The sequence below is a fragment of the Providencia sp. Marseille-Q8014 genome (genome assembly GCF_965112055.1).
Window position 1 is genome coordinate 3,089,022 of the sequence record NZ_CBCOPT010000001.1, and the last position, 24,794, is coordinate 3,113,815.

Sequence of the window (24,794 nt, forward strand, 5' to 3'; positions counted from 1 at the left end):
GAGTTAATGGCGTGAGGTTCCAGCTTCGCAACACAAACAGACTCAAAAAATACCAAATATTAATGGGAAACATCATAAAAAGTGTATGTCAATATGTGACTAAAATAGTGTGCCCCAAATTGTTATCACTCAACCCGCTAAAATTTTTTACGGCCTTCTAAAGCTGCAATACGATTTTCTATCGATGGATGCGTCGACAATATCGAATCACCTTTATTAAAGATATAGGCTGCACTACGGTATGCGTCACCAATACCCGACTTATCATATTGCTGTTTTTCATGCTGACCCGAAATTTTTTTCAGTGCGCTGATCATAGCTTGATTATCGGTGGTTAAATCAACAGCCGCTGCATCGGCCATATATTCACGCGTTCGCGAAAGATAAAAATAGAGAATTTGGGTGATCCACGGTAAAACAAAGTTAAGAGCTAATAGAATTAGCTGTGCTTTATTAGATGCACTATTTCGGCTACGCCCTGCCGTCCGAATAAATAGTTGGCTAAATATATTCGTAATAGTCAGGATCACATTCGCTAAAATACCAACATACAATGTCAATTTAGAATCACCATGAATAATATGCCCAACTTCATGAGCCATCACCGCTTGAACTTCGTGACGATTGAGTGTTTGCAATAAACCTCGAGTGACACCGACTAAAGCGTTTTTAGCGCCCCAACCGGCAGCAAATGCGTTAGGCTCATCACTGTCTAAAATATACAGGCGAGGCACATAGCGTAAAGTAGCACTTAAACTGAGCTCTTCTAAAATATTATACAGTTGTCTTTCTTCAGGAGTGCTGGCATTTTGCGCTGTAATTTCTTTTGCGCTCAGACCTGCTAACATCATTTTATGACCACGAAAATGAATATATACCAATCCTAAAACGGTAAGCCCTAAAATAATTAATGTTGCTACTGGTAGTTTTTCAAAAGTCACAAATATGAGCATATTTTCAAAAAATCCAATACGCTCGTCTGAGTGCGTCGCTGTATCTGCTAATAAACCGACGATCAGCATAATAAATATATAACTAATGACCACCAATCGCGTACGAAAATTATTTTTACGTATGATGTTTCTAAAATCCATGAACAAGTACTCTGTATAATTTGTTAGGGGCATCCCCCTAACAAATATCATTAACGATTGTCGTTTTTAATCAAAATTAATACGGCGAGCTTCCTCACTCTTAATCGTTTCTTCATCAAGACGCCAGTAGTCTTTATCGATTTTCAAACTCGGAATAATGCCGACGATAAGCGCTGCTGGCATTGACGCAATATACGCTTTGTAGCTTTCCAATGCGCGATTATAACCGCGTTTCGCAAACGAAAGTTTATTCTCTGATGAAACGATTTCCTCTTGTAAATTGGCCATAATCGCGTCTGATTTCAGCTCTGGATAGGCTTCTACAGCAACATTAATCGCACCACTGGTCACCATTTTTGATAAAGCATCTTCCGCTTCTCGCGCCTGTGCACCTGTTGCGGTTTGAGCTTTTGTTCTCAGCTCAGTAATTTTACTGAAAACCTCTGACTCATGACTTAAATATTTTTTGACCGTTGCCAGCAAACTATCAAATACTTTTCCACGGCGATCTAATTGCACTGAGATTTCAGTTTCGCTCGATATAACAGCTTCACGCATGGCGACAATACGGTTATAAAAGTAAATAACAATCAATACTAAAACGACAATCAAAATTAAAAATTTCATAATCACCTTTTAGGCATCCGCCATAGGAAAAAAATGCAATATTAATGCCCTAACTTAACAGGTATTCATTAAACATTATATATTCAGCATTCTACGCTATCCTCATGAAATAGAGAAATAACCAAATAATAAATCAGAAAAATCGAAATGAGTTAAATCAGGAAGAAGCGGTGTTAGTAAGCTGAAAAATAAGGATCTATCCCATTAAATTGAAATAGATCCTTACAATAAGCAGAGTATTAAACTGCGCGGAATGAGATCTCAGTTGGGATTTTATCCCCTTCCCAGTACATTAGTGACGAAATATTTGACGCAATTTCTCGATAAATATCCGCAAATTCACCTTCAGGATCACGCATCACCGTTGGTTGACCACGATCTAAGTCTTCACGCAGTGAGATATGCAATGGAATTTGCCCTAACAGTTTAGTGTTATATTTCTCAGCGAGTTTCTCTGCACCACCGGTACCAAAAATCGGCTCGACATGCCCACAATTGCTACAGATATGTGCGCTCATGTTTTCCACAATGCCAAGGACAGGGACATTCACTTTCTTAAACATCACAATCCCTTTCATCGCATCCACCAGCGCGATATCTTGTGGCGTTGTCACAACCACAGCACCTGTAACCGGAATATTTTGTGACAGCGTCAACTGAATATCCCCCGTACCCGGTGGCATATCGATAACTAAATAATCTAAATCTGGCCATAAGGTATCTTGCAACATTTGCATCAACGCTTTACTTGCCATTGGGCCACGCCAGACCATTGCGTTGTCATCAGTAACCAAATAACCGATTGAGTTTGTCGCGAGGCCATATGCCATAATCGGTGCCATGTGCTGGCCATCTGGTGATGTTGGACGTTCCATGGTAGTTCCCAGCATGTTAGGGATCGATGGACCATAAATATCCGCATCAAGAATACCGACTTTTGCCCCTTCTTGAGCTAGTGCTAACGCAAGGTTGACAGAGGTACTGGATTTACCGACCCCACCTTTACCAGAACTCACAGCCAAAATATTACGCACACCATTAATGCCAGCTAAATCATTTGCACGTTTTAGTGTCGTTATGTCGTGACGTAGTTTCCATTCAACTGCGTGAGCGCCAGTAACTTGTTTCAGTTCTGCCGTTTTTTCGCTGATCAGTGCCTGAAAAGGCCCTTTCCAAACGAATGGCATCACGAGTTCGACATGCAACACATTATCCAACATTGCGCAATGATGTAATGCTTTGATAGAAATCAGATTGCGCTTCAGTGTTGGGTGTGTAAATGAAGCCAAAACAGTGGAGACTTTTTCAGTCAGCAGTTCTGGGTTGTTCTGCTCGGGGGATTTATCGTTCATCCCGGCTCCTTTATTTTATATTTTTAACACTATGATATACCCCTAATAATTCGAGGTGCAGCTCACAACAGGCTAATAAAAGCTAGCCGTATGGAAGGTGTTAAGACTAGTGTGAATATGCTAATCCCCATTCCACAACGTAGCGCTACAACTTGAAGTATCACGAGTATACTTTGACTACTGTTCATCATAACAGAGAACCACAAAAATAGTGATCGCCTTCCTAACTAAAAGCCACTGAACAGCAAAAAAACCCTTTTTCGTCTGATTTGACAATTAATATCCTATTACCCTAGCAGCGAAAGTTGTGATCGGGTAACATCAAAGTCCCTTTTTAATTACGGAAGTAAGATCATTACTATGTCTCAAGTCGCGAATAAACTATTGGTAACCTGTGCGTTACCCTATGCTAACGGTTCAATCCATCTCGGTCATATTCTGGAGCACATTCAGGCTGATATTTGGGTCCGTTATCAGCGAATGCGCGGCAAAGAGGTTCACTTTATTTGTGCAGATGATGCACACGGCACACCAATCATGCTTAAAGCTCAGCAATTAGGTGTTTCTCCAGAAGATATGATTGCCGCAGTGAACCAAGAGCATCAGGAAGATTTTGCTGGTTTTTCTATCAGTTACGATAACTATCACTCCACACACAGTGAAGAAAATAAACAGTTATCAGAGCTGATCTACAGTAAATTGAAAAATAACGGTTTTATTAAAAATCGTACTATTTCACAGCTTTACGATCCTGAAAAAGGCATGTTCTTGCCTGATCGCTTTGTCAAAGGCACCTGCCCAACCTGTAAAGCAGAAGATCAATATGGCGATAACTGCGAAGTCTGTGGTGCGACTTATAGTCCGACAGAACTGATTAATCCGCGTTCCGTTGTCTCTGGTGCAACACCTGAAATGCGTGATACCGAGCACTTCTTCTTTGATTTGCCTGCCTTTAGCGACATGCTGCAAGCGTGGATACGCTCAGGCGCGCTGCAAGAGCAAGTTGCGAATAAAATGCAAGAGTGGTTTGAGTCAGGACTGCAACAGTGGGATATCACCCGTGATGCGCCATATTTTGGTTTTGAAATCCCAGATGCGCCGGGCAAATATTTTTATGTTTGGCTAGACGCCCCTATCGGTTATATGGGGTCGTTTAAAAACCTATGTGATAAACGGGGTGATATCAATTTTGATGAGTTTTGGAATAAAGACTCAAAAACCGATCTGTATCACTTTATCGGCAAAGATATCGTTTATTTCCATAGCCTATTCTGGCCGGCAATGCTTGAAGGCAGCGAATATCGTAAGCCAACTAACCTGTTTGTTCATGGTTACGTGACGGTCAATGGGGCAAAAATGTCTAAATCACGCGGCACCTTTATTACCGCGCGTTCTTACCTTGATCATTTGGATGCCGATTGCCTACGTTACTATTACGCGGCCAAGCTTTCATCACGTATCGATGATATCGACTTGAATTTAGAAGACTTTGTTCAACGCGTAAACAGTGACATCGTCAATAAAGTCGTAAACCTTGCCTCACGTAATGCCGGTTTTATTGCTAAGCGCTTTGGCGGGAAGCTGTCAGCTAAATTGGCTGACCCTGAACTATATCAGCAATTTGTTGATGCAGCCCAAACTATTGGCGAGGCTTATACAAGCCGTGAATACGGTAAAGCCGTGCGTGAAATTATGGCACTCGCAGATATTGCAAACCGCTATGTTGATGATAAAGCCCCTTGGGTTGTTGCAAAACAAGAAGGTAAAGACCAAGAGCTACAAGATATCTGTTCAATGGGTATCAATCTGTTCCGTGTGTTAATGACTTATTTGAAACCCATTCTACCAGGACTGGCAAAACGCGCAGAAGCGTTCCTCAATGTTGATCTGGCATGGGATTCTATTGCAAAGCCATTGACTGACCATGAAGTTGCACCCTTTAAAGCGCTGTTTACCCGCATTGAAATGGCGAAGGTTGATGCTATGGTTGAAGCTTCTAAAGAAAGTATTAAACCCGCTAAAGTCCTGACGGGTCCACTTGCCGATGATCCAATTCAAGAAACCATCTCCTTTGATGATTTTGCTAAAATTGATCTACGCATTGCGTTGATCAAGCAAGCTGACTTTGTTGAAGGTTCTGATAAGTTATTGAAACTACAATTAGATATTGGTGGCGAGACGCGTCAAGTGTTCTCTGGTATTCGCAGTGCCTACCCTGACCCGAAAGCATTAGAAGGTAAACTGACGGTCATGGTGGCAAACTTAGCACCTCGAAAAATGCGCTTTGGTATGTCTGAAGGTATGGTGATGGCTGCGGGTCCTGGTGGGAAGGATATTTACCTACTTAGCCCTGATAGCGGTGCTCAACCAGGAATGCAAGTAAAATAAAATAACGCAACCTACTCTGGAAAGAGTTAATTATTAAGCGAAAAGCGGAGAATGATGAATTCTCCGCTTTTTTTATCACCTTTTAACTGTGATCTGTAGCACAATAATAAAGTTAATTGTATGATGAATGCACTTAGCATAATAGGACGGGTCTCATGTCATTAAAACAAGTGCTGATAACCGGATGGCAGTATTTACGTGCTTTTGTCATACTTTATCTCTGCCTAATCATTGGGAACTTGTTATCAACACTACTGCCATTTTCTGTTCCCGGTAGCATCATCGGTATGTTAATACTGTTTGTGTTACTTGCTTTACAAATTATTCCTGCGCATTGGGCGCAACCGGGTTGCTCACTTTTGCTAAAAAATATGACACTGCTGTTCGTACCCATCGGTATTGGCATCATGAACTACTACAGTCAATTAAGTCAGCAACTGGTTCCCATTCTTGTAGCCTGCTTTATCAGTACGTTAGTGGTGATGGTGGTGGTAGCTTTTAGTTCTCACTACATCCATAAAGAGCGTCAAATCGTTGGGGCAAAGCCAGATGAGGTCCCTCTTCCCCCTGAAGAACCAACAAAAATACCAACAGATAATCAGCAAGATAAGGGGAATGGCAAATGTTAGAGCATATTTGGTGGTCACTACCGTTAACGATCGCTGTTTTTTATCTGGCACGGTTTTTATCGGTTAAATTAAAACTCCCACTGTTGAATCCATTATTAGTTGCGATAGCGATTATTGTGCCATTGCTGATTTTCACTCATACCCCCTATGAGCACTATTTCGCGGGCAGTAAAATTCTGAATGACCTATTGCAACCTGCTGTTGTTGCATTGGCATTTCCACTTTATGAGCAAATGCATCAAATTCGTGCCCAATGGAAATCTTTATTCAGCATATGTTTAGCCGGTAGTTTAGTCGCTATGTTTACTGGTACAGCCATTGCTTTATGGTTAGGTGCAACACCTGATATTGCGGCATCAGTATTACCAAAATCTGTTACAACACCGATTGCAATGGCTGTTGCTGATTCTATTGGTGGTATTCCCGCGATTAGTGCAGCTTGCGTCATTTTTGTTGGGATGTTAGGTGCTATGTTTGGCCATTCATTGTTCGATGCTTTACGTATTCGAACACATGCCTCACGAGGACTGGCTATGGGCACAGCGTCTCATGCTTTAGGAACAGCTCGTTGTGCAGAAATTAATTATATTGAAGGTGCTTATAGTTCTTTAGCATTAATGACCTGTGGGATTATTACATCCTTACTCGCCCCGTTTATCTTCCCTGTCATACTTCATCTTTTCGGCTAGACTCAATACAACGAAGAGAGGCTTATCGCCTCTCTCACTCTTTTTTGCATCAAAAACTTGAGATACATCTCTCAATTATAAAATTTGTTTCATTCATTTCACAAAAATAGTGACTACGGTCACATATGAGGGTATGACTTATTACATATACTCTCAATCATTCGAGGTATAGTTAAACGACGAGAAAAGGAGTCGCTAGGAAGCTAAACACCATACCTCAACATAAAGCGCCGCCATTGAGTATAGAATGTAAGCAAGTCATTAGGAGAGCAACTCATGCATTCAAGATTTAAGACCGCTTGGTCTCAACTTCCAGAAAAGTTACAAACTGCGCTCAGACCTATTATTGATACACCTGACTTTCAAGCGATGCTGAGTGCCGAACACGTTAATCAGATTAAAACTGATTGCGGTTATAGTGACAGCGAGCTGGCATTTTTATTATTACCCTTCGCCGCCGCCTATGCCGTTACCCCAATTTCACACTTTAATGTGGGCGCAATTGCCCGTGGTGTGAGTGGTAATCTGTATTTCGGTGCTAATATGGAGTTCAGTGGTGTCGCTATCGCTCAAACTATCCACGCCGAGCAGTGTGCGGTGACACATGCGTGGTTAAAGGGCGAAAAACAATTAGCGTCGATCACCGTCAACTATACGCCATGTGGTCATTGCCGACAGTTTATGAACGAATTACGGGGTGGTGGCCAAATCGCAATCCACTTACCAGAACGCCAACCAGCAACATTGCATGATTACTTGCCTGATTCATTTGGTCCATCTGACTTAGAAATCACAACGCTACTGCTGGATACCGTTGATCATGGTTACAGTACGCCTAGCCGTAACCGGTTATTATGTGCTGCTATTGAAGCTGCAAACCAGTCACACGCACCTTATAGTCAATCCCATTCAGGCATTGCACTACAGCTAAAAGATGGCTCATTATTTACTGGCCGCTATGCCGAAAATGCCGCATTCAACCCAAGTCTACCGCCACTGCAAGCGGCATTGATTATGGTTAATTTAGCAGGTAAAGATATGCATGCCATTGAACAAGCGGTGTTAGTTGAGAAACAAGATGCTATCGTTAAGCAGTGGTGTATAACTGAAAATACATTGCAGGCGCTCGGTTGCCAGCAAAAAGAGGTCATTTATCTCGATTAATTGTTTATCTGTTTAACTGCCGCCAAATAAAATAGCGGCAGTTTTATTCATATAGACTTTAACAATCGATAATAAAATCAAGAGAAGATCAACACACTTAAAATATAAGCACATCTCATCATACGTGTATTTCGATATAGCGTAAAAACACCAAAACCAAAATTAAATACGGCTATAGTCGACACATCAAATCAATATGCCATTATATTTTGAGAATTATCAACCTCCTCTTCTTATCTTTAAGCCTTGATAAACGATCGATTAACCATTCTGCCTTTTAACTATTGAGATATCATCAATGGAAGTAATCGCAAAACAAGCCTGTATCAAACCGATAGGCAGTGGTCGTAGATAAAATGCAATGAATAACGTTAGTTTGACATTATCACACTTTATTTTAATATCGCTATATTCTCTACGAATAAATTAATTTTATCACGCCTTTAAATTCTATTTATCAATATGCATATTTTATGCTTCAGATATTTAGCAACCTATTATCGTCATTCATTATTGAAAGCTAATGACAATATTTTAAATAAATATATACGTTAATGTAGCACAAAGCATCGCACTTTATTATTTGAGCCCTATTGCTCGTTTCCACTGTTCGTCGCTTTTTTGGTGCTTTTGACTCCTCTTAAGCGCGCTGTGCTGGCGCTAAGCATCCTAGGTTATCCTTACCCTTTAAGTCGTACAATTTCCCTTTTGGTTTAAGTCTTCTATTATATTGTTTATTATGCAAATAATATAAATTAACATTTATTTTAACTCTTTGTATCAATAATCACTGTACATATTTTTTGTTTGCCTTAGGATCTATCCCGACTGTTGTTTTTTAATCGTCCGAAGAGTGATATTTCATGGAACATGAATACGAAACAAAACGCCCTCTGTACATTCCTTATGCAGGCCCTATCCTGCTCGAGTTTCCTTTGCTAAACAAAGGAAGTGCTTTTAGTGAAGAAGAACGCGCTAGCTTTAACCTTTATGGCCTACTGCCAGAGCAAGTTGAAACTATTGAAGAACAAGTTGAGCGTGCCTATCGACAATTAATTGATTTCAAAACTGACATCGATAAGCATATTTACTTAAGAAATATTCAAGATACCAACGAGACCTTGTTTTATCGCTTGATTGATGCCCATCTTACAGAAGTGATGCCAATCATTTATACCCCTACTGTTGGTGAAGCGTGTGAACATTTCTCTGATATCTATCGCCGTGCACGTGGTTTATTCATCTCTTATCCAAACCGTGAATATATTGATGATATGCTGCAAAATGCCACCAAACAAAATGTTAAAGTGATCGTTGTCACTGACGGTGAGCGTATTTTAGGTTTAGGCGACCAAGGCATTGGTGGTATGGGTATCCCTATCGGCAAGCTCTCACTTTACACCGCCTGTGGTGGTATTAGCCCAGCGTATACATTACCAATTGTCATTGATGTGGGAACCAATAATCCACAACGCCTCAATGATCCTCTATATATGGGATGGCGCCATCCACGTATTACTGGTGAAGAATACGACCAGTTTATCGATGAGTTTATTCAAGCGGTGAAACGTCGTTGGCCAAATGTTTTATTGCAATTTGAAGATTTTGCACAAAAAAATGCCATGCCATTGCTCAATCGCTATCGCGATGAGCTTTGCTGCTTTAATGATGATATTCAAGGTACTGCGGCTGTCACATTAGGAAGCTTAATTGCAGCCAGCCATGCTGCGGGCAGTAAATTAAGTGATCAACGCGTTACCTTTTTAGGTGCAGGCTCTGCTGGCTGCGGTATCGCCGAGCAAATCATTGCTCAGATGAAATCTGAAGGGCTAAGTGATGAACAAGCGCGTTCACGCATTTACATGGTTGACCGTTTTGGTTTATTGACTGATAAACTGCCTAACCTGCTTGATTTCCAAAGCAAACTAACCCAAAACAGCAATCATTTAAGCGATTGGGATGTCAATAGCGATTCTATCTCTTTATTGGATGTCGTACGTAATGCAAAACCAACGATCCTAATCGGTGTGTCTGGCCAAGCCGGTCTGTTTACAGAAGAGATCATCAAAGAGATGCATAAACACTGTGAACGTCCTATCGTGATGCCACTCTCTAACCCAACATCACGAGTAGAAGCCCGCCCAGAAGATATTATTAATTGGACAGACGGTAAAGCATTGGTCGCAACAGGAAGCCCATTCTCGCCAGTTTCTTATAAAGAGAAAATCTTCCCAATTGCTCAGTGTAACAACTCCTACATCTTCCCAGGTATTGGCCTTGGCGTTATCGCGTCAGGTGCAAAACGTGTCACAGAAGCAATGTTGATGGCAGCAAGCCGTGCATTAGCTGAGTGTTCACCACTGGCAAAAGAAGGTGAAGGCCCACTGTTACCACTATTGTCTGATATCCAACAAGTGTCACGCATTATAGCAAAACAAGTCGCTAAAGAAGCTCAAGTGCAAGGTGTTGCAACAGTAACATCAGATAGTGCATTAGATGAAGCGATCGAGCGTAACTTCTGGAAACCTGAATACCGGACTTATAAACGGACTTCATTCTAAGATAATAAGGGCACCTTAAGGTGCCCTATATAATTCCACCAATAATTATCTTTTATCATCAACCTAAAAATAGCTTTCATGTCTCAGTGAGTGAATATTGGCATTCATTTATTGATGAGTTGTTATTTGTCATCATAAGATCTCATTATACCTATTTGTAGTGAATAATGGTCCATCATGTTATGTTCATCAATATCGCTATCCTTCTAGTAGAAAAAGAAAAATCACTGAATTTAATTAAAACGTTTATTGAGTAAGAATAAAAAAGAGAAATGTTTTTTTAACGTCGTTAGTGCATAATGATTGATTCATATATAACGTCTAAATCTCATACTTCTTTCTCTAATTCTTGAGCCGACTTAAATTTAAATTCATTACGTATGTACTTGGCTGTGCTAATGATGCTTTTCATCATAAAATAGCCGTGATATACCGCCGTATTTTTATTAAGATCGTTATCTTTAAAGAGGGGGAGTTGAGATGATAGGACAACAAAGGCATACACTAAAATCACGCTCTTTCCTACGGGCAATGGCTCTCACGCTGATCCTTGTCCTGCTGAATATTGCCGTCTATTTCTATCAAATTGCTTTCGCTTCTCCCCTTGAATCACGGGAAAATAACTTAATACTGTTTGGTGCGAATGTTTACCAATTATCATTAACCGGAGATTGGTGGCGTTACCCTATTAGTATGACATTACATTCAAACGGGATGCATTTAGCTTTTAACTGCTTAGCGTTATTTGTGATTGGCATAGAATGTGAACGTGCTTATGGTAAATTAAAAGTATTAGCTATTTATCTTATCTCAGGTGTCGGAGCGGCGCTATTTAGCGCCTATTGGCAATATTACGACACGATAAACAATCAAATATGGTCAGACAATACGGTTTATATCATCATTGGTGTAGGTGCTTCCGGTGCAATTATGGGGCTTGCGGCTGCATCCGTCATCTATTTGCTAAAAGCGATTAATAAGCCACACCCTCACCCTGTCATACACTCAAAGCAAAAGCGCCAACTCTATAATATTATTGCAATGATCGCATTAACGCTGGTAAATGGTTTGCAATCTGGTGTTGATAATGCTGCCCATATTGGAGGGGCTATTATTGGTGCACTAATCAGTATCGGCTATGTTTTAGTGCCCAAAAAGTCAGCGATGACGAGTGTTAGCATCACGGTTATTGCCGTGCTCCTGCTTGCGTTAGCGATCCACTCTTTTTCATTTTCTACAGATGAAAATTTACTGTATGAACGTCAATTTATTTATCAAGAGATCAATAAAGAACTTCACATGACACATAAATAAAGTATTAAAGGAGATCATGCCTGCATGATCGCTTTTAGGGTCATCATAATTGCGCTACATAATATCAGCAACAATGTCATATATTGAAAAGCTCTTTCTGACAGCTTAATTAATAAATATTTAGCTAATGGCATCACCAATAATGCACCGATACACAAAGTTAGCGCCAATTTGAGATTTGTATACCCATTTTGGGCATAAGCCAATGCAGAAGCGCCCGATAAGACTGTTGTAATAACAATTGAAGTTCCAATAGCTTGCTTAATATTTAATTGCATATAACGCAACAACATCGGTAAAACGACAATGCCCCCACCAACCCCCGTTGCACCAAGTACGATTCCCGCAATTACCGCTGGTAATGCCATTGTTTGAAATGGATTTCCTTGAGCAATATTTTTTTGAATCGGTGCAGCATAAAACATTCGATGAACAAATAAATACAATGAAAAAATAATTGCGGCAGCAACAAGTAGGTTAATTGCCCATTCAACCGTCTTTTGATATTCAGGGAAACTTCCTAACCAAGCAACCAATAAGCTCGACAAAAATGTGCTTGGCAACATAATTGCTAACACAATAGCCGCGCCCTTTAATGGGATATTCCCTAATCGAAAATGCATATACGAGGATGATACCTTCATCAACATCGACAGAAAATTAGCCGTTGCAACAGCGGCTAATGCATTAAGCCCAAAAAAATAAGTCAAAATGGGCAAAACGATCACACCACCACCGACACCAGTTGTACTAATAATCAAGCCAATCAATGCACCGATGGCTAATTCAGTTAAAATCACGATACCTTATCCTGCTTTACATAAACGCTCATCATTTCTTCTATGATACGTTATTTATATCTTGATTAACGAGCGTTAAGTATTTAAAAAATAAAGTGTCGAATACGACCATTTGCAAAATTTGAGGTGTGATTAGGCCAAGTTGAGAAGGCTGTTCATCATAGAAATAAGGCAGTACTATATCTGCTAAACGTGCCGACTCATCTTGCCCAAAACGGGTTATCGCCACGATGGTACAACCTTTTTGTTTAGCTGTTTTTAGCATGCCATTCATATCGGGCTTATTACCCGTTGCAGTGACTGCAATCACAAGATCATGCGCATTCAAATTAACTGAATAGCTAAGTTGCATATAAAGGTCTGGACTAAATAAAACATCTTTATTTGCATTAATCAGTTTATGAAAAATATCATTCGCAACAATAGTCGAAGAGCCAATTCCCAATAACACGACACGTTTTGCGGCAACCATCTGTTGCGCAATACGATCCACTATTTTAGGTTCAAGTAACTCTAATGACTTTTCAATAGCCACAGTAAACATTTGGCCGGATTTAGTAATGATCTGATTTGTATCATCATAATAGGTTAGATTACTATACTCGTTTTTTATTCTATGTTGTTTTTCATCAGATAAGTAATCGACCTTAAACTCGGGATACCCACGATAACCCATTTGACGAGCAAAACGAATCACCGATGCACTACTGACACCCGCTGCCTGAGCAAGTTCAGCAACATTCATTGCAAGATGGCTCATATGACTGCTATCTAACAAAAAACTGGCGATACGTTGTTCAGTGCCTTTTCCCCTAGTGAGTAAACATTCCAACTTTACCCTCATTGTCGACATACCTATTCCTTCTTGTTATTTTTATCAAAAAAACCAGTTTTGACATAGCAACAAGTCCAATACTCTTTTTCTTAATATTATGATTTTAATTACTTTATTTAGTCTAACTCTGAGATTAAGACGCGATTTTTTATACTAAAATACGAATAATATTTTTATATAAGTAGAATATCTAAATGTCGTGATTATGCTGCCTTTCATCGCTCTGACTCTGACAAATAAGCCCTCACAATATTTTCAGCTAGAAACGTATATTATCTCCAAAAGCATTATATTTTATAAACAGAACAAATAATGAGCTTTGATTTAAACACCAAAAAAATTTCTTTTTCTCCTAACTTGCGTACTCCTCTTCATCGCAATCAATGCGGATGCCATTTTTATCTCAAATTTCCTTCAATAGCTGTTTGCGATCTCAATCACGAGTTATTAACGATTTGTTAACTTTTCTGTGATCCAGACAGTTTTTCTTTTCTTTTCTCTCCGAATCCATTTGCTCATTACAATTATCTCATCTATTAATACAATTCATATCAACTAACGATACAGATTAACAAAAAGATTATTTTGCGGCCGATAAAAATAGAATCCTAATAATCAGCCTGCGATTAATAACACTGGAGAAACGGTTATGTTGAGTATCCTAGGTATTATTCTTTCCCTACTGATGTTGATGTATTTTGCTTACCGTGGCGTAAGCGTTTTACTGCTCGCTCCTATCCTAGCGCTATTTGCTGTGGTGATGAGTGGAGATATCACACACTTATTTGGTGTCTACACACAGGTCTTTATGACTGGTCTAGGCGGCTATGTCATAAAGTATTTTCCATTGTTTTTACTGGGCGCCGTCTTTGGGAAGTTGATGGATGATTCAGGCTCAGCTCAATCTATCGCCTATTCATTGGTCAAAAAATTAGGTGGTCACCGTGCGCTACTCGCCGTCGTTATTACTTGCAGTATCTTGACTTACGGTGGGGTCTCATTATTTGTGGTTGGCTTTGCTATCTTCCCTATTGCAGCTGCAATTTTTCATGCTGCCGCTATTCCTAAACGCCTAATCCCTGGTGCTATTGCCCTTGGCTCACTCAGCTTTACGATGACTGCTTTACCAGGAACGCCTGCGATTCAAAACACCATTCCTATGCCATTTTTTGGAACCGATGCTTTCGCGGCTCCCGGTCTTGGCTTGATTGGTTCTGCCGTGATGTTTGCGGCTGGCTATGGCTGGTTGAGCTATCGTGTCCGTAAAGCCAAACATGCCGCAGAAGGCTACGGGGATATTTATCATGCACCAGAAAAGCATACTGATGATGAACACCATCATTTACCTGCACTATGGAAAGCCCTGTTGCCAATCGTATTAGTTGTCTCCAGTAACTATGCACTCAGCAAACTCATTCCTCTAATGAATACCGAATACCTCTCTGATGCTAAATATGGACATGCCAGCTTAAATAGCGTTTTAGGCTTGTGGGCGATTATCGGCGCGCTGGTACTTTCTTGTGTCACGATCATTTTACTGAATTGGTCACGCTGGAAAGATTTGAAAGAAACCATGAACAAAGGTGTGATGGGTTCGTTATTACCTATTTTCAATACTGCGTCAGAAGTTGGATATGGTGCAGTCATCGCCTCGCTCGCGGCATTTGCCGTAATCAGTAATTATTTACTCAGTATCTCCGCTGGCAATGTACTGATTTCCGAAACAATTGTCATTAGCATGCTTGTCGGTACAACAGGTTCCGCTTCCGGTGGCTTGAGTATCGCTCTTAGTATGATGGGGGAACACTTTTTACAACTTGCTGAAGCAACAGGCATCTCTCCTGAATTACTACACCGAGTTGCAGCTATGGCTTCTGGCGGTCTTGATACTTTACCGCATAACGGCGCGGTGATTTCACTACTTGCTATCTGCGGTCTAACTCACAAACGTTCCTATCTCGATATTTTCATGGTGACCGTCATTGGCAGTCTGTTAGGACTCATTGCTGTTATCTCCCTTGGCTCAATATTTGGCTCATTCTAAAACAAAAGGAAATGGTTATGTCTACGATTGTGCTACCAAGAACACTTGAAATTGGTCATAATTCAATCAAGCGTCTACCGAATATCTTACAAGGCCTAAATTGCCGTAAACCTTTGATTGTAACAGATAAGATGATGGTTAAGCTCGGTTACCTGAGTGATTTACAATCGATATTATCTCAGGCAGGTATTGAAAGTGATGTCTATTCAGACACCGTTCCTGAACCGACTGCGGCCTCTATTCAAGCCGGTATTGATAAAGTCCAAAGTGCCGATTTTGATGCTGTCGTTGCACTTGGGGGTGGCAGCCCAATCGACAGTGCAAAAGCAATTGCAGTGATCGGTAAATTGGGGGGGGTTATCAATGAATACCGGTTTCCTCGACAAGTCGAGGAGCAAGGTCTTCCCATTGTTGCTATTCCTACGACGGCGGGAACAGGCTCCGAATGTACCAGAGTCACCATCATTACGGATGAGAAAACGGATGAAAAACTAATGTGTATGGGCACCGGTTTTATGCCCATCGCCGCTATCGTTGATTACAATTTAACACTGAGTGTTCCTGCCAGAACAACAGCTGATACGGGTATCGATGCAATGACACATGCCATCGAAGCTTATGTAAGCCGTAAGGCGAATTTATATTCAGACAGCCAAGCGCTGTGTGCCATGAGGCTCATCGGCCCTAATTTACGTAAAGTTTATCATAATGGTAACGATAAACAGGCTCGTGAAGCCATGATGCTAGGCTCAACACTTGCTGGCGTTGCTTTTTCTAATGCTTCCGTAGCACTCGTACATGGTATGAGCCGCCCTATTGGTGCCTTTTTTCATGTTCCACATGGTCTTTCTAATGCCATGTTACTTCCTGCCGTCACTCGCTTTTCATTAAATGCAGCAAAAGCACGCTATGCGACATGTGCCCGTACATTAACCTTTGCACAAGAGACAGATAGCGATGATGTCGCCTGCGAAAAGCTGATTAATACCCTTGTCGAACTCAACAACGAACTTTCTGTTCCAACACCAGCGGAATTTGGCATTGATAAGCAACATTTTTTCTCAGTTGTCGACACCATGGCAAAACAAGCGGAAGCCTCAGGTTCACCAGGTAATAACCCGCGAGTTCCAACTGTTGATGAAATGATCGCTATCTACACACAACTTTGGGATTAAAAACTGAATTAATTGGAGAAATAAAATGAATATCGTCGGACACCTCATTCATGGTGCAATCAATGAAACCCATTCACGCTTACAAGATATTTATAATCCAGCTACCGGAGAAGTGAGCCGTCAGGTCGCTATCGCACCAAAAGCTACCGTCGAAGATGCAATCGATGCGGCTCACAAAGCATTCCCACAATGGCGCGATACCCCCCCGATGAAACGTGCACGCATCATGTTTCGTTATAAACAGTTACTCGAAGAGCGTGCCGATGAGATTTGTCGATTAATAGGTCAAGAGCACGGTAAAATTGTGCACGATGCTGCCGGTGAGTTACAAAGAGGCATTGAAAACGTCGAATATGCTTGCAGTGCACCAGAACTCTTAAAAGGTGAGTTTAGCAAAAATGTGGGACCTGGCATTAATTCGTGGAGTGATTTCCAACCTCTAGGGGTTGTCGCTGGGATCACCCCCTTTAATTTCCCTGCGATGGTGCCATTATGGATGTATCCATTAGCACTCGTTTGCGGGAATACCTTTGTCTTGAAACCTTCAGAGCGTGACCCAAGCGCCACCCTGTATATAGGCCAACTGCTAAAAGAAGCAGGTTTACCTGATGGGGTCTTTAATATTGTTAATGGTGATAAAGAAGCTGTTGATACGTTATTGACTGATAAACGCGTCAAAGCTGTTAGCTTTGTTGGTTCAACCCCTGTTGCACAATACATTTATGCGACAGCTACGGCACATGGCAAACGTTGCCAAGCTCTTGGAGGCGCTAAAAACCATGCCATTGTTATGCCAGATGCCGATATGGAAAACGTGGTTAACTCACTCTTAGGTGCTGCTTTTGGATCATCGGGTGAGCGCTGTATGGCTTTATCCGTGGCTGTTGCCATTGGTGATGAAATCGCTGATGAGTTGGTCAGTCAGTTACAAGAACGGATGTCTACCCTAAAAATGGGAGTTTACAGTGATAAACATAACGATTTCGGCCCCGTTATCACTCGAGAGCATCAACAAAAAGTCATTGGGCATATCACTAGTGCAGAAAAGCAAGGGGCAAAAATTATTGTCGATGGACGAAATGCCAAGGTAGCAGGCCATGAAAACGGCTTCTTTGTTGGCGCTACACTTATCGATAACGTCACCACCGCTATGGATAGCTATCAAGCTGAAATTTTTGGCCCAGTTCTGCAAGTGATCCGCGCTAAATCGATGCAAGAAGCCATGGATATTATTAATGAGCATGAATATGGTAATGGTACTTGTATTTATACCCGTGATGGTGAGGCAGCGAATTATTTTGCAGACTATATCCAAGTGGGCATGGTTGGGATCAATATTCCATTACCTGTACCAGTTGCCTATCATAGCTTTGGAGGGTGGAAAAATTCACTATTTGGTGACCTGCACGCTTATGGGCCAGATGGTGTCCGTTTCTATACCCGCCGTAAAACAATTACTCAGCGTTGGCCTTCAGCAAACTTACGTGAAGGCGCTGAGTTTTCAATGCCGACAATGAAGTAAAATTTAACGCATAGCTTCTCATCTTTTGCTTGATGAGAGGCTATTTTCTTCCCTCCTTCCCTCTATCACTCTTGCTTCACACCTGCGATAATGCCACCATGGCAAAAAATTTATGTTAAGAGAAACCGTCTATTGAATACACAGCATGATAAAAGTTCAGCCGTAACACGCGTTTTGGCCATTTTGGAGCACATTGCAAAATCTGATAATCCTCTTTCACCTGCTGATATTGCTCATGATCTGGCTATCCCTAAACCGACTGTTCATCGTCTTCTTGCTCAACTTAAGCAAGATGGTTATCTACAAATGAATTTAAGAGGGCTTTGGGAACCGGGAAATCGCTTACTCCAGATATCGCAAGGTGTTTGGAATAGTGTTCGTTTTAAGTCTGCACGCCAAGTCATACTGAGAACACTGGCAAACAATATCAATGAAACCTGTGGAATTTCAGTGCCGAATGGCTTAGAAATGCTGTACTACGAAAGAATTCAAACCAATTGGCCACTACAAATTAACTTACCGGAAGGTAGCCGTACGCCGCTTTGGTGTACAGCCAGTGGTAAGCTGTACCTTGCAAGCCTTAGCGAAGCCAAACGACAAAGCTTGTTAAAAGCCCTCCCTATTCATCAAATGACACGCAATACGCTAGTTGACATGTTTGAATTAAATGCTCAACTCGATAAAATCGCTCAAACTCAAATCAGTACGGATAATGAAGAGTTTATTGATGGGATGGTAGCCTGTGCAGTACCTGTAAAAGATGAGAAGAATCGGTTAATTGCTTGCATTTATACGCATGCACCATCAATTCGAACCCCTCTAGGATCTCTACTTGAACATGTTCCTGTAATGCAACAATCGGCACTTGCGCTGAGCCAACTCGAACACTGTTAAATCTATTGACAGGATTTTACGTTGCTCAACTTGCTTCCCCCATTTAAGTCAAGTAGCCTTATCATTACGACTATTATTATGAAGGCAAGGACAATGAGGAAACGTCTGCTTTATGGTCTAATAACTATTTTAGGGATAACTTTAGTCACTATTATTTTACTTGACCGCTGGATCGCTTGGGAAACTGCCCCTTATATCTATGAAAAAGTTGAAGAGCTGCCCGCACGTGATGTCGGGATGGTTTTAGGGACATCGAAATATTATTCGACAGGCGCTCAAAATTTATACTACCACTACCGAATCCAAGGTGCCGCAGATGCTTACCATAGCGGAAAAGTAAAATATTTACTGCTAAGTGGTGATAATGGCGCTCATAGTTACAATGAACCGATTACCATGCGCAAAGATTTAATCAAGGCCGGTGTTCCCGCCTCTAAAATTGTTCTCGATTTTGCAGGTTTTAGAACGTTAGATTCTGTTGTTCGTACTCGCAAAGTATTTGATACGGATAATTTCACGATTATCACTCAGCGCTTTCATTGTGAAAGAGCTTTATTTATTGCTAAACATAAAGGTATCGATGCACAGTGTTTAGCTGTACCAACGCCAAAAGCCATGTTTAAGGTAAGAGTACGTGAAGTATTTGCACGGTTAGGGGCGTTGGCTGATCTCTATATTTTAAATCGTGAGCCTAAGTTTTTAGGGGAACAAGAATCCATTCCTGCACCAATCAAAATGCCTGAAGGAATGAAGGGTTATCCTGCCGTTTCACCCGATGAAGTAAATAAAATTTAATCCTTTTTATTCATTAGGCAGTTATCAAACATAACTGCCTAAATGCTACAGCTTTAGATATCTACAAAAATAAACATGGACATGGATTGGCAGTAGAAAAAGTGATCATTGTTACGCACTCTATGGGGGGCTAGTAGCTCGCTACGCAATAAATCCACCTGAATCAGTAACGTTCAAAGGTTGTCAAGATAAGGTGTTAGGTGTCGTGCATGGCGTTATTCCTGATTTGGGGTCACCTGCTGCTTATCGACGAATGAAAACAGGAGCTGGAAAGGAAGGGATTGCAGGCAAAGTTTTAGGGAGTTCAGCTAAAAAGTTAATGCCTGTTTTGGCGAGGGCTACAGCTGCTCTTCAACTATTGCCTTCCCCTAAATATAAGTCTCCATGGCTTAAAGATGATGATAGTTACCCAAAAACAGTAAGCTCAGACCCATTCACTGATATTTACTTGCGTAATGATGTTTGGTGGAAATTATATCAATCAAACATTATTGACTCGAAAGAGACTAACGTTGATGATAATTGGAAGTCTTACGTTAAATTGATAAATGAAGATGTTAGAAGTTTTATGGAGCATCAAGAGAAAGGAAAATATCATCCTAATACCTATGCGTTTTATGAGCATACAAAGCCTTCCGATGGCTCCGTCAAGTGGCATATCACGTCAATTACGTACCCGAAAGATATGCATGACAGCGATAAAACAATCCCCAATAACTACCGTGAAGTGCCTTTGCCGTTTAACCGCTCCCGTCTTTATGAATTAAAAGCCTCAAATTCTGCGGGGGATGGTACGGTTCCTGTGGAATCCTTGAAAACAATCCAGCGTCAAAATGGGCAGTTGATTAAAAGCGTGTTGGCAACGGATGTCGACCATCAAGGGGCTTATGAAGTCAAAAACCTTGACGATATTCATCAACGCCCTGCGTTAAAATTTACCCTGCGTGCTATCGCTAAAATGGTTCAAGAGGTGCCTGCATGTTGATAAAGACCGCGTTGCGCGCAATCTGCTTTTCTTTAGGCGTGGTGTTTTTTATTCCAACGTTGTATGCAAATCCCATTGTTAAAAAGGACGCTGTTATGGTTGAACCGTTATTTTCGAAAACAAAACCGCAATGTGTGGGAATTTATGTGGTGGATGTTCCTGAGTCTTTTAATAATGGCACGCATAAAGCCACGTACGATGATTTTGATATTGAAAGCCAATTTATTTACCCGCCGGCATTCAAGCAACGTATTGCATTACGTGAAGAAGCGCTTAGGAATCAAAAAACCAGTCAGAAAAATGCCCCTGCATTGAAAGAAGTTATTCAGCTCCCCGACAATCAAGGGGTCATCTTTGATAGAAATATTTCGGGGCAAGATGATTTAGGTCGGGTATTAGAAGCTCATGTGTACCTCAATCATATCGCTTTTATTATTACAACTGAAATACTTGACCTTTCATCGGATAAATATACAGAAAGGAAGAAAATATATATTAATGCAGGGTTTACAGAAGCTGAAATGAATGACAAACCAACTAAATTAGCGGCAATGCGTTCGTTGATTTCGCGATTAAGCGGTCGGTTAGATCATGATATTCCAACCGATAAAGGATGGTGTATTCCTAATGGATTTATTGCGGATGACGGTAGAGAGCACAAAGTTGTTGTGGGGCTTAGCTATGAAAATGACGATTTACTCTTTGGTATCAATACGAATAATGCAATGATTGCCGACGGGGATACCTTTTTTGGTCGAAGTGATGCAATTGACGATGCTTTAAAAGCGTCAAGTATGAAAACCTTAAAAAAATATGCGTCTATGGCGAATGGTATTCCATTTGAAGCATGGCTTTTTGATGGCACTCAAAATTATGAACAGAAAACGTTAAAGGTCTACGACTTTACTCTTTATGCTAATGAAGCTGTTGCAACAGTGTGGAAGCCGTTAATCAAGTTAGGTCTTAATAGCAAGTATAAACAAACTCGCTATAGCGAAGCTCAAATGGTCGAAATTTGGGATCGGATTATAGGTTCTCTACGTTATAAACCGAATGCGTTTTAATGTTTTTCTGTGCGCAATGATTGTCTCGTTATCGCTCATATTTAACATAAATATGCTTGCATGCCCTACTACTGTAGCTCCAATTGAGTAATGTCACTTTTTGCGGCATAAAGGAGTAAACCTTTTGCCGCGATAAGGACATTCAAAATCACCTGTTTGACATAATAGATCTTATCGGTGCCGAAAAATTGGACATCTCAGGTGAAGCCTTAAGCTAGATTTCTCTACTTTTTTATTAAGGAAAATTCGAGAGGATTAGCGTCATGTCAGAGAAAGATACCCCAGAAGCCGACGAATACCAATACGTTTCCTATTACCCTCTAAATGGAATGAAAAGGGAAAAACCTGCGCCTTTACAGTTATTACCTGCGCCAAACTATACCAGTAATGCCCATGGAATGGCGTGGTTTAGTGTTGAAAAAGGAAATGCTGATGGGAGTGATTTAGCCTTGCCCCAAAAAGGCGACCCGTTTGGGGAGATTTATCTGAATAAAACCTTATGGTGGCGGTTGTATGAGTCCGATATCCTCGATAAAGAGGAAGCGGTTAGCCAAAATAATTGGGAAGAGTATGTTATTTTAATGAGAAAAAAAGTCCGAAGTTTTATTTCATCATTAAATGTTGCTGGTTATCATCCTAATACCTATGCGTTTTATGGGCATACAAAGCCTTCCGATGGCTCCGTCAAGTGGCATATCACGTCAATTACGTACCCGAAAGATATGCATGACAGCGATAAAACAATCCCCAATAACTACCGTGAAGTGCCTTTACCGTTTAACCGCTCCCGTCTTTATGAATTAAAAGCCTCAAATTCTGCGGGGGATGGTACGGTTCCTGTGGAATCCTTGAAAACAATCCAGCGACAAAACGGGCAGTCCATTAAAAGTGTGTTAGCCACGAATGTTGACCATCAAGGGGCTTATGAAGTCAAAAACCTTGACGATATTCATCAACGTCCTGCATTGCAATTTACCCTGCGTGCTATCGCTAAAATGGTTCAAGAGGTGCCTGCATGTTGATGAAGACCGCGTTGCGCGCAATCTGCTTTTCTTTAGGCATGATGTTTTTTATTCCGACGTTGTATGCCGCACCCATGGTTAAAAAGGACGCCGTTATGGTTGAACCGTTATTTTCGAAAACAAAACCGCAATGTTCGGGAATTTATGTGGTGGATGTTCCTGAGTCTTTGAATAATGGCACGCATAAAGCCACGTATGATGATTTTGATATCGAAAGCCAATTTATTTACCCGCCGGCATTCAAGCAACGTATTGCATTACGTGAAGAGGCGCTTAGAAATCAAAAAACCAGTCAGAAAAATGCCCCTGCGTTGAAAGAAGTTATTCAGCTTCCCGACAATCAAGGAGTAATTTTTGATAAAAACCAAAGTGGTTCAGATGATATATATCGTCAATTAGAGGCTCATGTATATCTTAATCATATCGCTTTTATTATTACTTCAGACTTTAGAGATTTTTCGGATAAAAAGCATGAAGAGCGAAAAAAACAATATTTAGCTAGAGGTTTTACTGAGGCGGAATCAAATCAGAAACCCTCTAAATTAGCGGCAATGCGTTCGTTGATTTCGCGATTAAGCGGGCGGTTAGATCATGATATTCCAACCGATAAAGGGTGGTGTATTCCTAATGGCTTTATTGCGGATGACGGTAGAGAGCACAAAGTTGTTGTGGGGCTTAGCTATGAAAATGACGATTTACTCTTTGGTATCAATACGAATAATGCAATGATTGCCGACGGGGATACCTTTTTTGGTCGAAGTGATGCAATTGACGATGCTTTAAAAGCGTCAAGTATGAAAACCTTAAAAAAATATGCGTCTATGGTAAATGGTATTCCATTTGAAGCATGGCTTTTTGATGGCACTCAAAATTATGAACAGAAAACGTTAAAGGTCTACGACTTTACTCTTTATGCTAATGAAGCTGTTGCAACAGTGTGGAAGCCGTTAATCAAGTTAGGTCTTAATAGCAAGTATAAACAAACTCGCTATAGCGAAGCTCAAATGGTCGAAATTTGGGATCGGATTATAGGTTCTCTACGTTATAAACCGAATGCATTTTAATTCACGCTAGAGCGGTAATCCTGTTGTTAGCGCTCAGATTTTACATAATCGTGCTTATAATAACCGATGACGTCATTTTAATTATCCTAATTCAGAAATAGATAATTTACCTTAAGTGTACGATACTGTTTTTTATTTTTAATGGACAGGAATCGTGTATGAGAGGGGTTACTTTACTTTTTTTATTCTTCCACTCTTTATTTTAGGATGTTCTCCTGACGAGAAACCTAAAGAGAACATTGCCTATGTGGGCGCGAACTTATTGGGGTATAACCATGTCGCAGACACGAATATCAATTGGTTTTCGGTTAATGGTTATCGGGGACGTACCGGGGGATTTACTTGCTGTGTGATGTTACCTGAAATATGGCAACCCAATATGCAGGTCAATGTGAAATGGGAGGTGAATCCTGACCCGTTTCCTAAAGATATGCTAGGAGTTGCAGATCCTGCATTTAAAGATTTTATAAAAAAACAAGAAGCCAATTACCGACAATATCAGACTACCGTGACTATCCCGGAATATCAGGATTCCTGTGGATTGCAAGTCCACTTCTTACCGTGCCAACAAGTGAAAGTCATCGCGACGTGTCATGGTATTGAGCACCCAGACCACCCAATTAAAGCCCCCTTTGACCAACTGGAGCCTGCGCAATATCCTCAATAATTATCGCCCCTAAAAAAGACCAAATTTCCACGCAAGGTGATCCTTGCTGGGTTCCCCCTCAGTTTCCGCTTGATGGACGGTTAAAACTGACAAAAGAGCAGTTAACTAA

21 protein-coding genes are annotated in these 24,794 nt (G+C 40.8%); 16 read left to right on the forward strand and 5 right to left on the reverse strand.

Annotated elements, in window-relative coordinates; all coding sequences use genetic code 11:
- Positions 1–137: 137 nt before the first annotated feature.
- The 3 genes from htpX to apbC form a co-directional block, all read right to left on the reverse strand.
- Positions 138–1,094 carry a zinc metalloprotease HtpX gene (htpX, locus tag ACWPW6_RS13635; RefSeq protein ID WP_154624487.1) on the reverse strand — a complete coding sequence of 319 codons (957 nt, stop codon included), beginning with the start codon at positions 1,092–1,094 and terminating at the stop codon, positions 138–140.
- Positions 1,095–1,160: 66 nt separating this feature from the next.
- Positions 1,161–1,721, reverse strand: coding sequence for a LemA family protein (locus tag ACWPW6_RS13640; RefSeq protein WP_154624489.1), 561 nt, complete (start codon positions 1,719–1,721; stop codon positions 1,161–1,163).
- 239 nt (positions 1,722–1,960) lie between these two features.
- The gene (gene apbC, locus ACWPW6_RS13645) at positions 1,961–3,073 is read right to left on the reverse strand and encodes an iron-sulfur cluster carrier protein ApbC (protein WP_154624490.1); all 1,113 of its coding nucleotides are present in this window, start codon (positions 3,071–3,073) and stop codon (positions 1,961–1,963) included.
- A 360-nt stretch (positions 3,074–3,433) separates the two neighbouring features.
- Between apbC and metG the strand changes: the two genes are divergently transcribed.
- The 6 genes from metG (at position 3,434) to ACWPW6_RS13675 (ending at position 11,818) form a co-directional block, all read left to right on the forward strand.
- Positions 3,434–5,461 (forward strand): methionine--tRNA ligase, encoded by a 2,028-nt coding sequence (gene metG, locus ACWPW6_RS13650; protein WP_249999172.1) that lies wholly within the window; start codon positions 3,434–3,436, stop codon positions 5,459–5,461.
- 155 nt (positions 5,462–5,616) lie between these two features.
- The gene (locus ACWPW6_RS13655; protein WP_154624492.1) at positions 5,617–6,090 is read left to right on the forward strand and encodes a CidA/LrgA family protein; all 474 of its coding nucleotides are present in this window, start codon (positions 5,617–5,619) and stop codon (positions 6,088–6,090) included.
- Entirely contained in the window at positions 6,084–6,779 is a 696-nt protein-coding gene (locus tag ACWPW6_RS13660) for a CidB/LrgB family autolysis modulator (protein ID WP_154624493.1), read from the forward strand. Before ACWPW6_RS13655 ends, ACWPW6_RS13660 begins: the two co-directional genes overlap by 7 nt.
- A gap of 276 nt (positions 6,780–7,055) precedes the next feature.
- Entirely contained in the window at positions 7,056–7,943 is an 888-nt protein-coding gene (cdd, locus tag ACWPW6_RS13665) for a cytidine deaminase (protein ID WP_249999174.1), read from the forward strand.
- 863 nt (positions 7,944–8,806) lie between these two features.
- Positions 8,807–10,504 (forward strand): NAD-dependent malic enzyme, encoded by a 1,698-nt coding sequence (locus ACWPW6_RS13670; RefSeq protein WP_154622547.1) that lies wholly within the window; start codon positions 8,807–8,809, stop codon positions 10,502–10,504.
- Between the two features lie 480 nt (positions 10,505–10,984).
- The gene (locus tag ACWPW6_RS13675) at positions 10,985–11,818 is read left to right on the forward strand and encodes a rhomboid family intramembrane serine protease (RefSeq protein WP_249999176.1); all 834 of its coding nucleotides are present in this window, start codon (positions 10,985–10,987) and stop codon (positions 11,816–11,818) included.
- Positions 11,819–11,832: 14 nt separating this feature from the next.
- Here ACWPW6_RS13675 and ACWPW6_RS13680 read toward each other — a convergent pair whose 3' ends face one another.
- Both ACWPW6_RS13680 and ACWPW6_RS13685 read right to left on the reverse strand, forming a co-directional pair.
- Entirely contained in the window at positions 11,833–12,618 is a 786-nt protein-coding gene (locus tag ACWPW6_RS13680; RefSeq protein ID WP_410242015.1) for a sulfite exporter TauE/SafE family protein, read from the reverse strand.
- Between the two features lie 40 nt (positions 12,619–12,658).
- Positions 12,659–13,471 (reverse strand): MurR/RpiR family transcriptional regulator, encoded by an 813-nt coding sequence (locus tag ACWPW6_RS13685; protein WP_249999177.1) that lies wholly within the window; start codon positions 13,469–13,471, stop codon positions 12,659–12,661.
- Positions 13,472–14,102: 631 nt separating this feature from the next.
- Between ACWPW6_RS13685 and ACWPW6_RS13690 the strand changes: the two genes are divergently transcribed.
- The 10 genes from ACWPW6_RS13690 to ACWPW6_RS13735 all read left to right on the forward strand — a co-directional run bounded on the left by ACWPW6_RS13690 (position 14,103) and on the right by ACWPW6_RS13735 (position 24,685).
- Positions 14,103–15,497 (forward strand): GntP family permease, encoded by a 1,395-nt coding sequence (locus tag ACWPW6_RS13690; RefSeq protein WP_154622700.1) that lies wholly within the window; start codon positions 14,103–14,105, stop codon positions 15,495–15,497.
- Between the two features lie 17 nt (positions 15,498–15,514).
- A complete protein-coding gene (locus tag ACWPW6_RS13695) occupies positions 15,515–16,672 on the forward strand; it encodes an iron-containing alcohol dehydrogenase (protein WP_249999179.1) in 1,158 nt (385 codons plus the stop codon).
- A 25-nt stretch (positions 16,673–16,697) separates the two neighbouring features.
- Entirely contained in the window at positions 16,698–18,194 is a 1,497-nt protein-coding gene (locus ACWPW6_RS13700; RefSeq protein WP_163862705.1) for a CoA-acylating methylmalonate-semialdehyde dehydrogenase, read from the forward strand.
- A 132-nt stretch (positions 18,195–18,326) separates the two neighbouring features.
- Positions 18,327–19,088 carry an IclR family transcriptional regulator gene (locus ACWPW6_RS13705; RefSeq protein ID WP_196714056.1) on the forward strand — a complete coding sequence of 254 codons (762 nt, stop codon included), beginning with the start codon at positions 18,327–18,329 and terminating at the stop codon, positions 19,086–19,088.
- Positions 19,089–19,181: 93 nt separating this feature from the next.
- Positions 19,182–19,883, forward strand: a complete 702-nt coding sequence (gene sanA, locus ACWPW6_RS13710) for an outer membrane permeability protein SanA (protein ID WP_154622696.1) — start codon at positions 19,182–19,184, stop codon at positions 19,881–19,883.
- A 205-nt stretch (positions 19,884–20,088) separates the two neighbouring features.
- On the forward strand, positions 20,089–20,868 hold the full coding sequence (locus ACWPW6_RS13715; RefSeq protein ID WP_249999181.1) for an acetyltransferase: 780 nt from the start codon (positions 20,089–20,091) through the stop codon (positions 20,866–20,868).
- Complete coding sequence (locus ACWPW6_RS13720; protein ID WP_249999183.1) at positions 20,862–21,932, forward strand: T6SS immunity protein Tli4 family protein; 1,071 nt, start codon at positions 20,862–20,864, stop codon at positions 21,930–21,932. Before ACWPW6_RS13715 ends, ACWPW6_RS13720 begins: the two co-directional genes overlap by 7 nt.
- A gap of 263 nt (positions 21,933–22,195) precedes the next feature.
- Positions 22,196–22,954, forward strand: a complete 759-nt coding sequence (locus ACWPW6_RS13725) for an acetyltransferase (protein ID WP_249999186.1) — start codon at positions 22,196–22,198, stop codon at positions 22,952–22,954.
- A complete protein-coding gene (locus ACWPW6_RS13730; protein ID WP_249999188.1) occupies positions 22,948–24,018 on the forward strand; it encodes a T6SS immunity protein Tli4 family protein in 1,071 nt (356 codons plus the stop codon). Before ACWPW6_RS13725 ends, ACWPW6_RS13730 begins: the two co-directional genes overlap by 7 nt.
- Before the next feature lie 154 nt (positions 24,019–24,172).
- Positions 24,173–24,685 (forward strand): DUF3304 domain-containing protein, encoded by a 513-nt coding sequence (locus ACWPW6_RS13735; protein ID WP_247046895.1) that lies wholly within the window; start codon positions 24,173–24,175, stop codon positions 24,683–24,685.
- Positions 24,686–24,794: the final 109 nt, after the last annotated feature.

Excerpts from the sequence above, each read along its gene's own strand:
- ACWPW6_RS13685 (WP_249999177.1), bottom strand. The coding sequence starts at position 13,471 with ATGTCGACAATGAGGGTAAAGTTGGAATGTTTACTCACTAGGGGAAAA.
- ACWPW6_RS13670 (WP_154622547.1), top strand. The coding sequence starts at position 8,807 with ATGGAACATGAATACGAAACAAAACGCCCTCTGTACATTCCTTATGCA.
- ACWPW6_RS13675 (WP_249999176.1), top strand. The coding sequence starts at position 10,985 with ATGATAGGACAACAAAGGCATACACTAAAATCACGCTCTTTCCTACGG.
- ACWPW6_RS13695 (WP_249999179.1), top strand. The coding sequence starts at position 15,515 with ATGTCTACGATTGTGCTACCAAGAACACTTGAAATTGGTCATAATTCA.
- ACWPW6_RS13720 (WP_249999183.1), top strand. The coding sequence starts at position 20,862 with ATGTTGATAAAGACCGCGTTGCGCGCAATCTGCTTTTCTTTAGGCGTG.
- htpX (WP_154624487.1), bottom strand. The coding sequence starts at position 1,094 with ATGGATTTTAGAAACATCATACGTAAAAATAATTTTCGTACGCGATTG.
- ACWPW6_RS13660 (WP_154624493.1), top strand. The coding sequence starts at position 6,084 with ATGTTAGAGCATATTTGGTGGTCACTACCGTTAACGATCGCTGTTTTT.
- ACWPW6_RS13725 (WP_249999186.1), top strand. The coding sequence starts at position 22,196 with ATGTCAGAGAAAGATACCCCAGAAGCCGACGAATACCAATACGTTTCC.
- ACWPW6_RS13730 (WP_249999188.1), top strand. The coding sequence starts at position 22,948 with ATGTTGATGAAGACCGCGTTGCGCGCAATCTGCTTTTCTTTAGGCATG.
- cdd (WP_249999174.1), top strand. The coding sequence starts at position 7,056 with ATGCATTCAAGATTTAAGACCGCTTGGTCTCAACTTCCAGAAAAGTTA.
- sanA (WP_154622696.1), top strand. The coding sequence starts at position 19,182 with ATGAGGAAACGTCTGCTTTATGGTCTAATAACTATTTTAGGGATAACT.
- ACWPW6_RS13700 (WP_163862705.1), top strand. The coding sequence starts at position 16,698 with ATGAATATCGTCGGACACCTCATTCATGGTGCAATCAATGAAACCCAT.
- apbC (WP_154624490.1), bottom strand. The coding sequence starts at position 3,073 with ATGAACGATAAATCCCCCGAGCAGAACAACCCAGAACTGCTGACTGAA.
- metG (WP_249999172.1), top strand. The coding sequence starts at position 3,434 with ATGTCTCAAGTCGCGAATAAACTATTGGTAACCTGTGCGTTACCCTAT.
- ACWPW6_RS13655 (WP_154624492.1), top strand. The coding sequence starts at position 5,617 with ATGTCATTAAAACAAGTGCTGATAACCGGATGGCAGTATTTACGTGCT.
- ACWPW6_RS13690 (WP_154622700.1), top strand. The coding sequence starts at position 14,103 with ATGTTGAGTATCCTAGGTATTATTCTTTCCCTACTGATGTTGATGTAT.
- ACWPW6_RS13640 (WP_154624489.1), bottom strand. The coding sequence starts at position 1,721 with ATGAAATTTTTAATTTTGATTGTCGTTTTAGTATTGATTGTTATTTAC.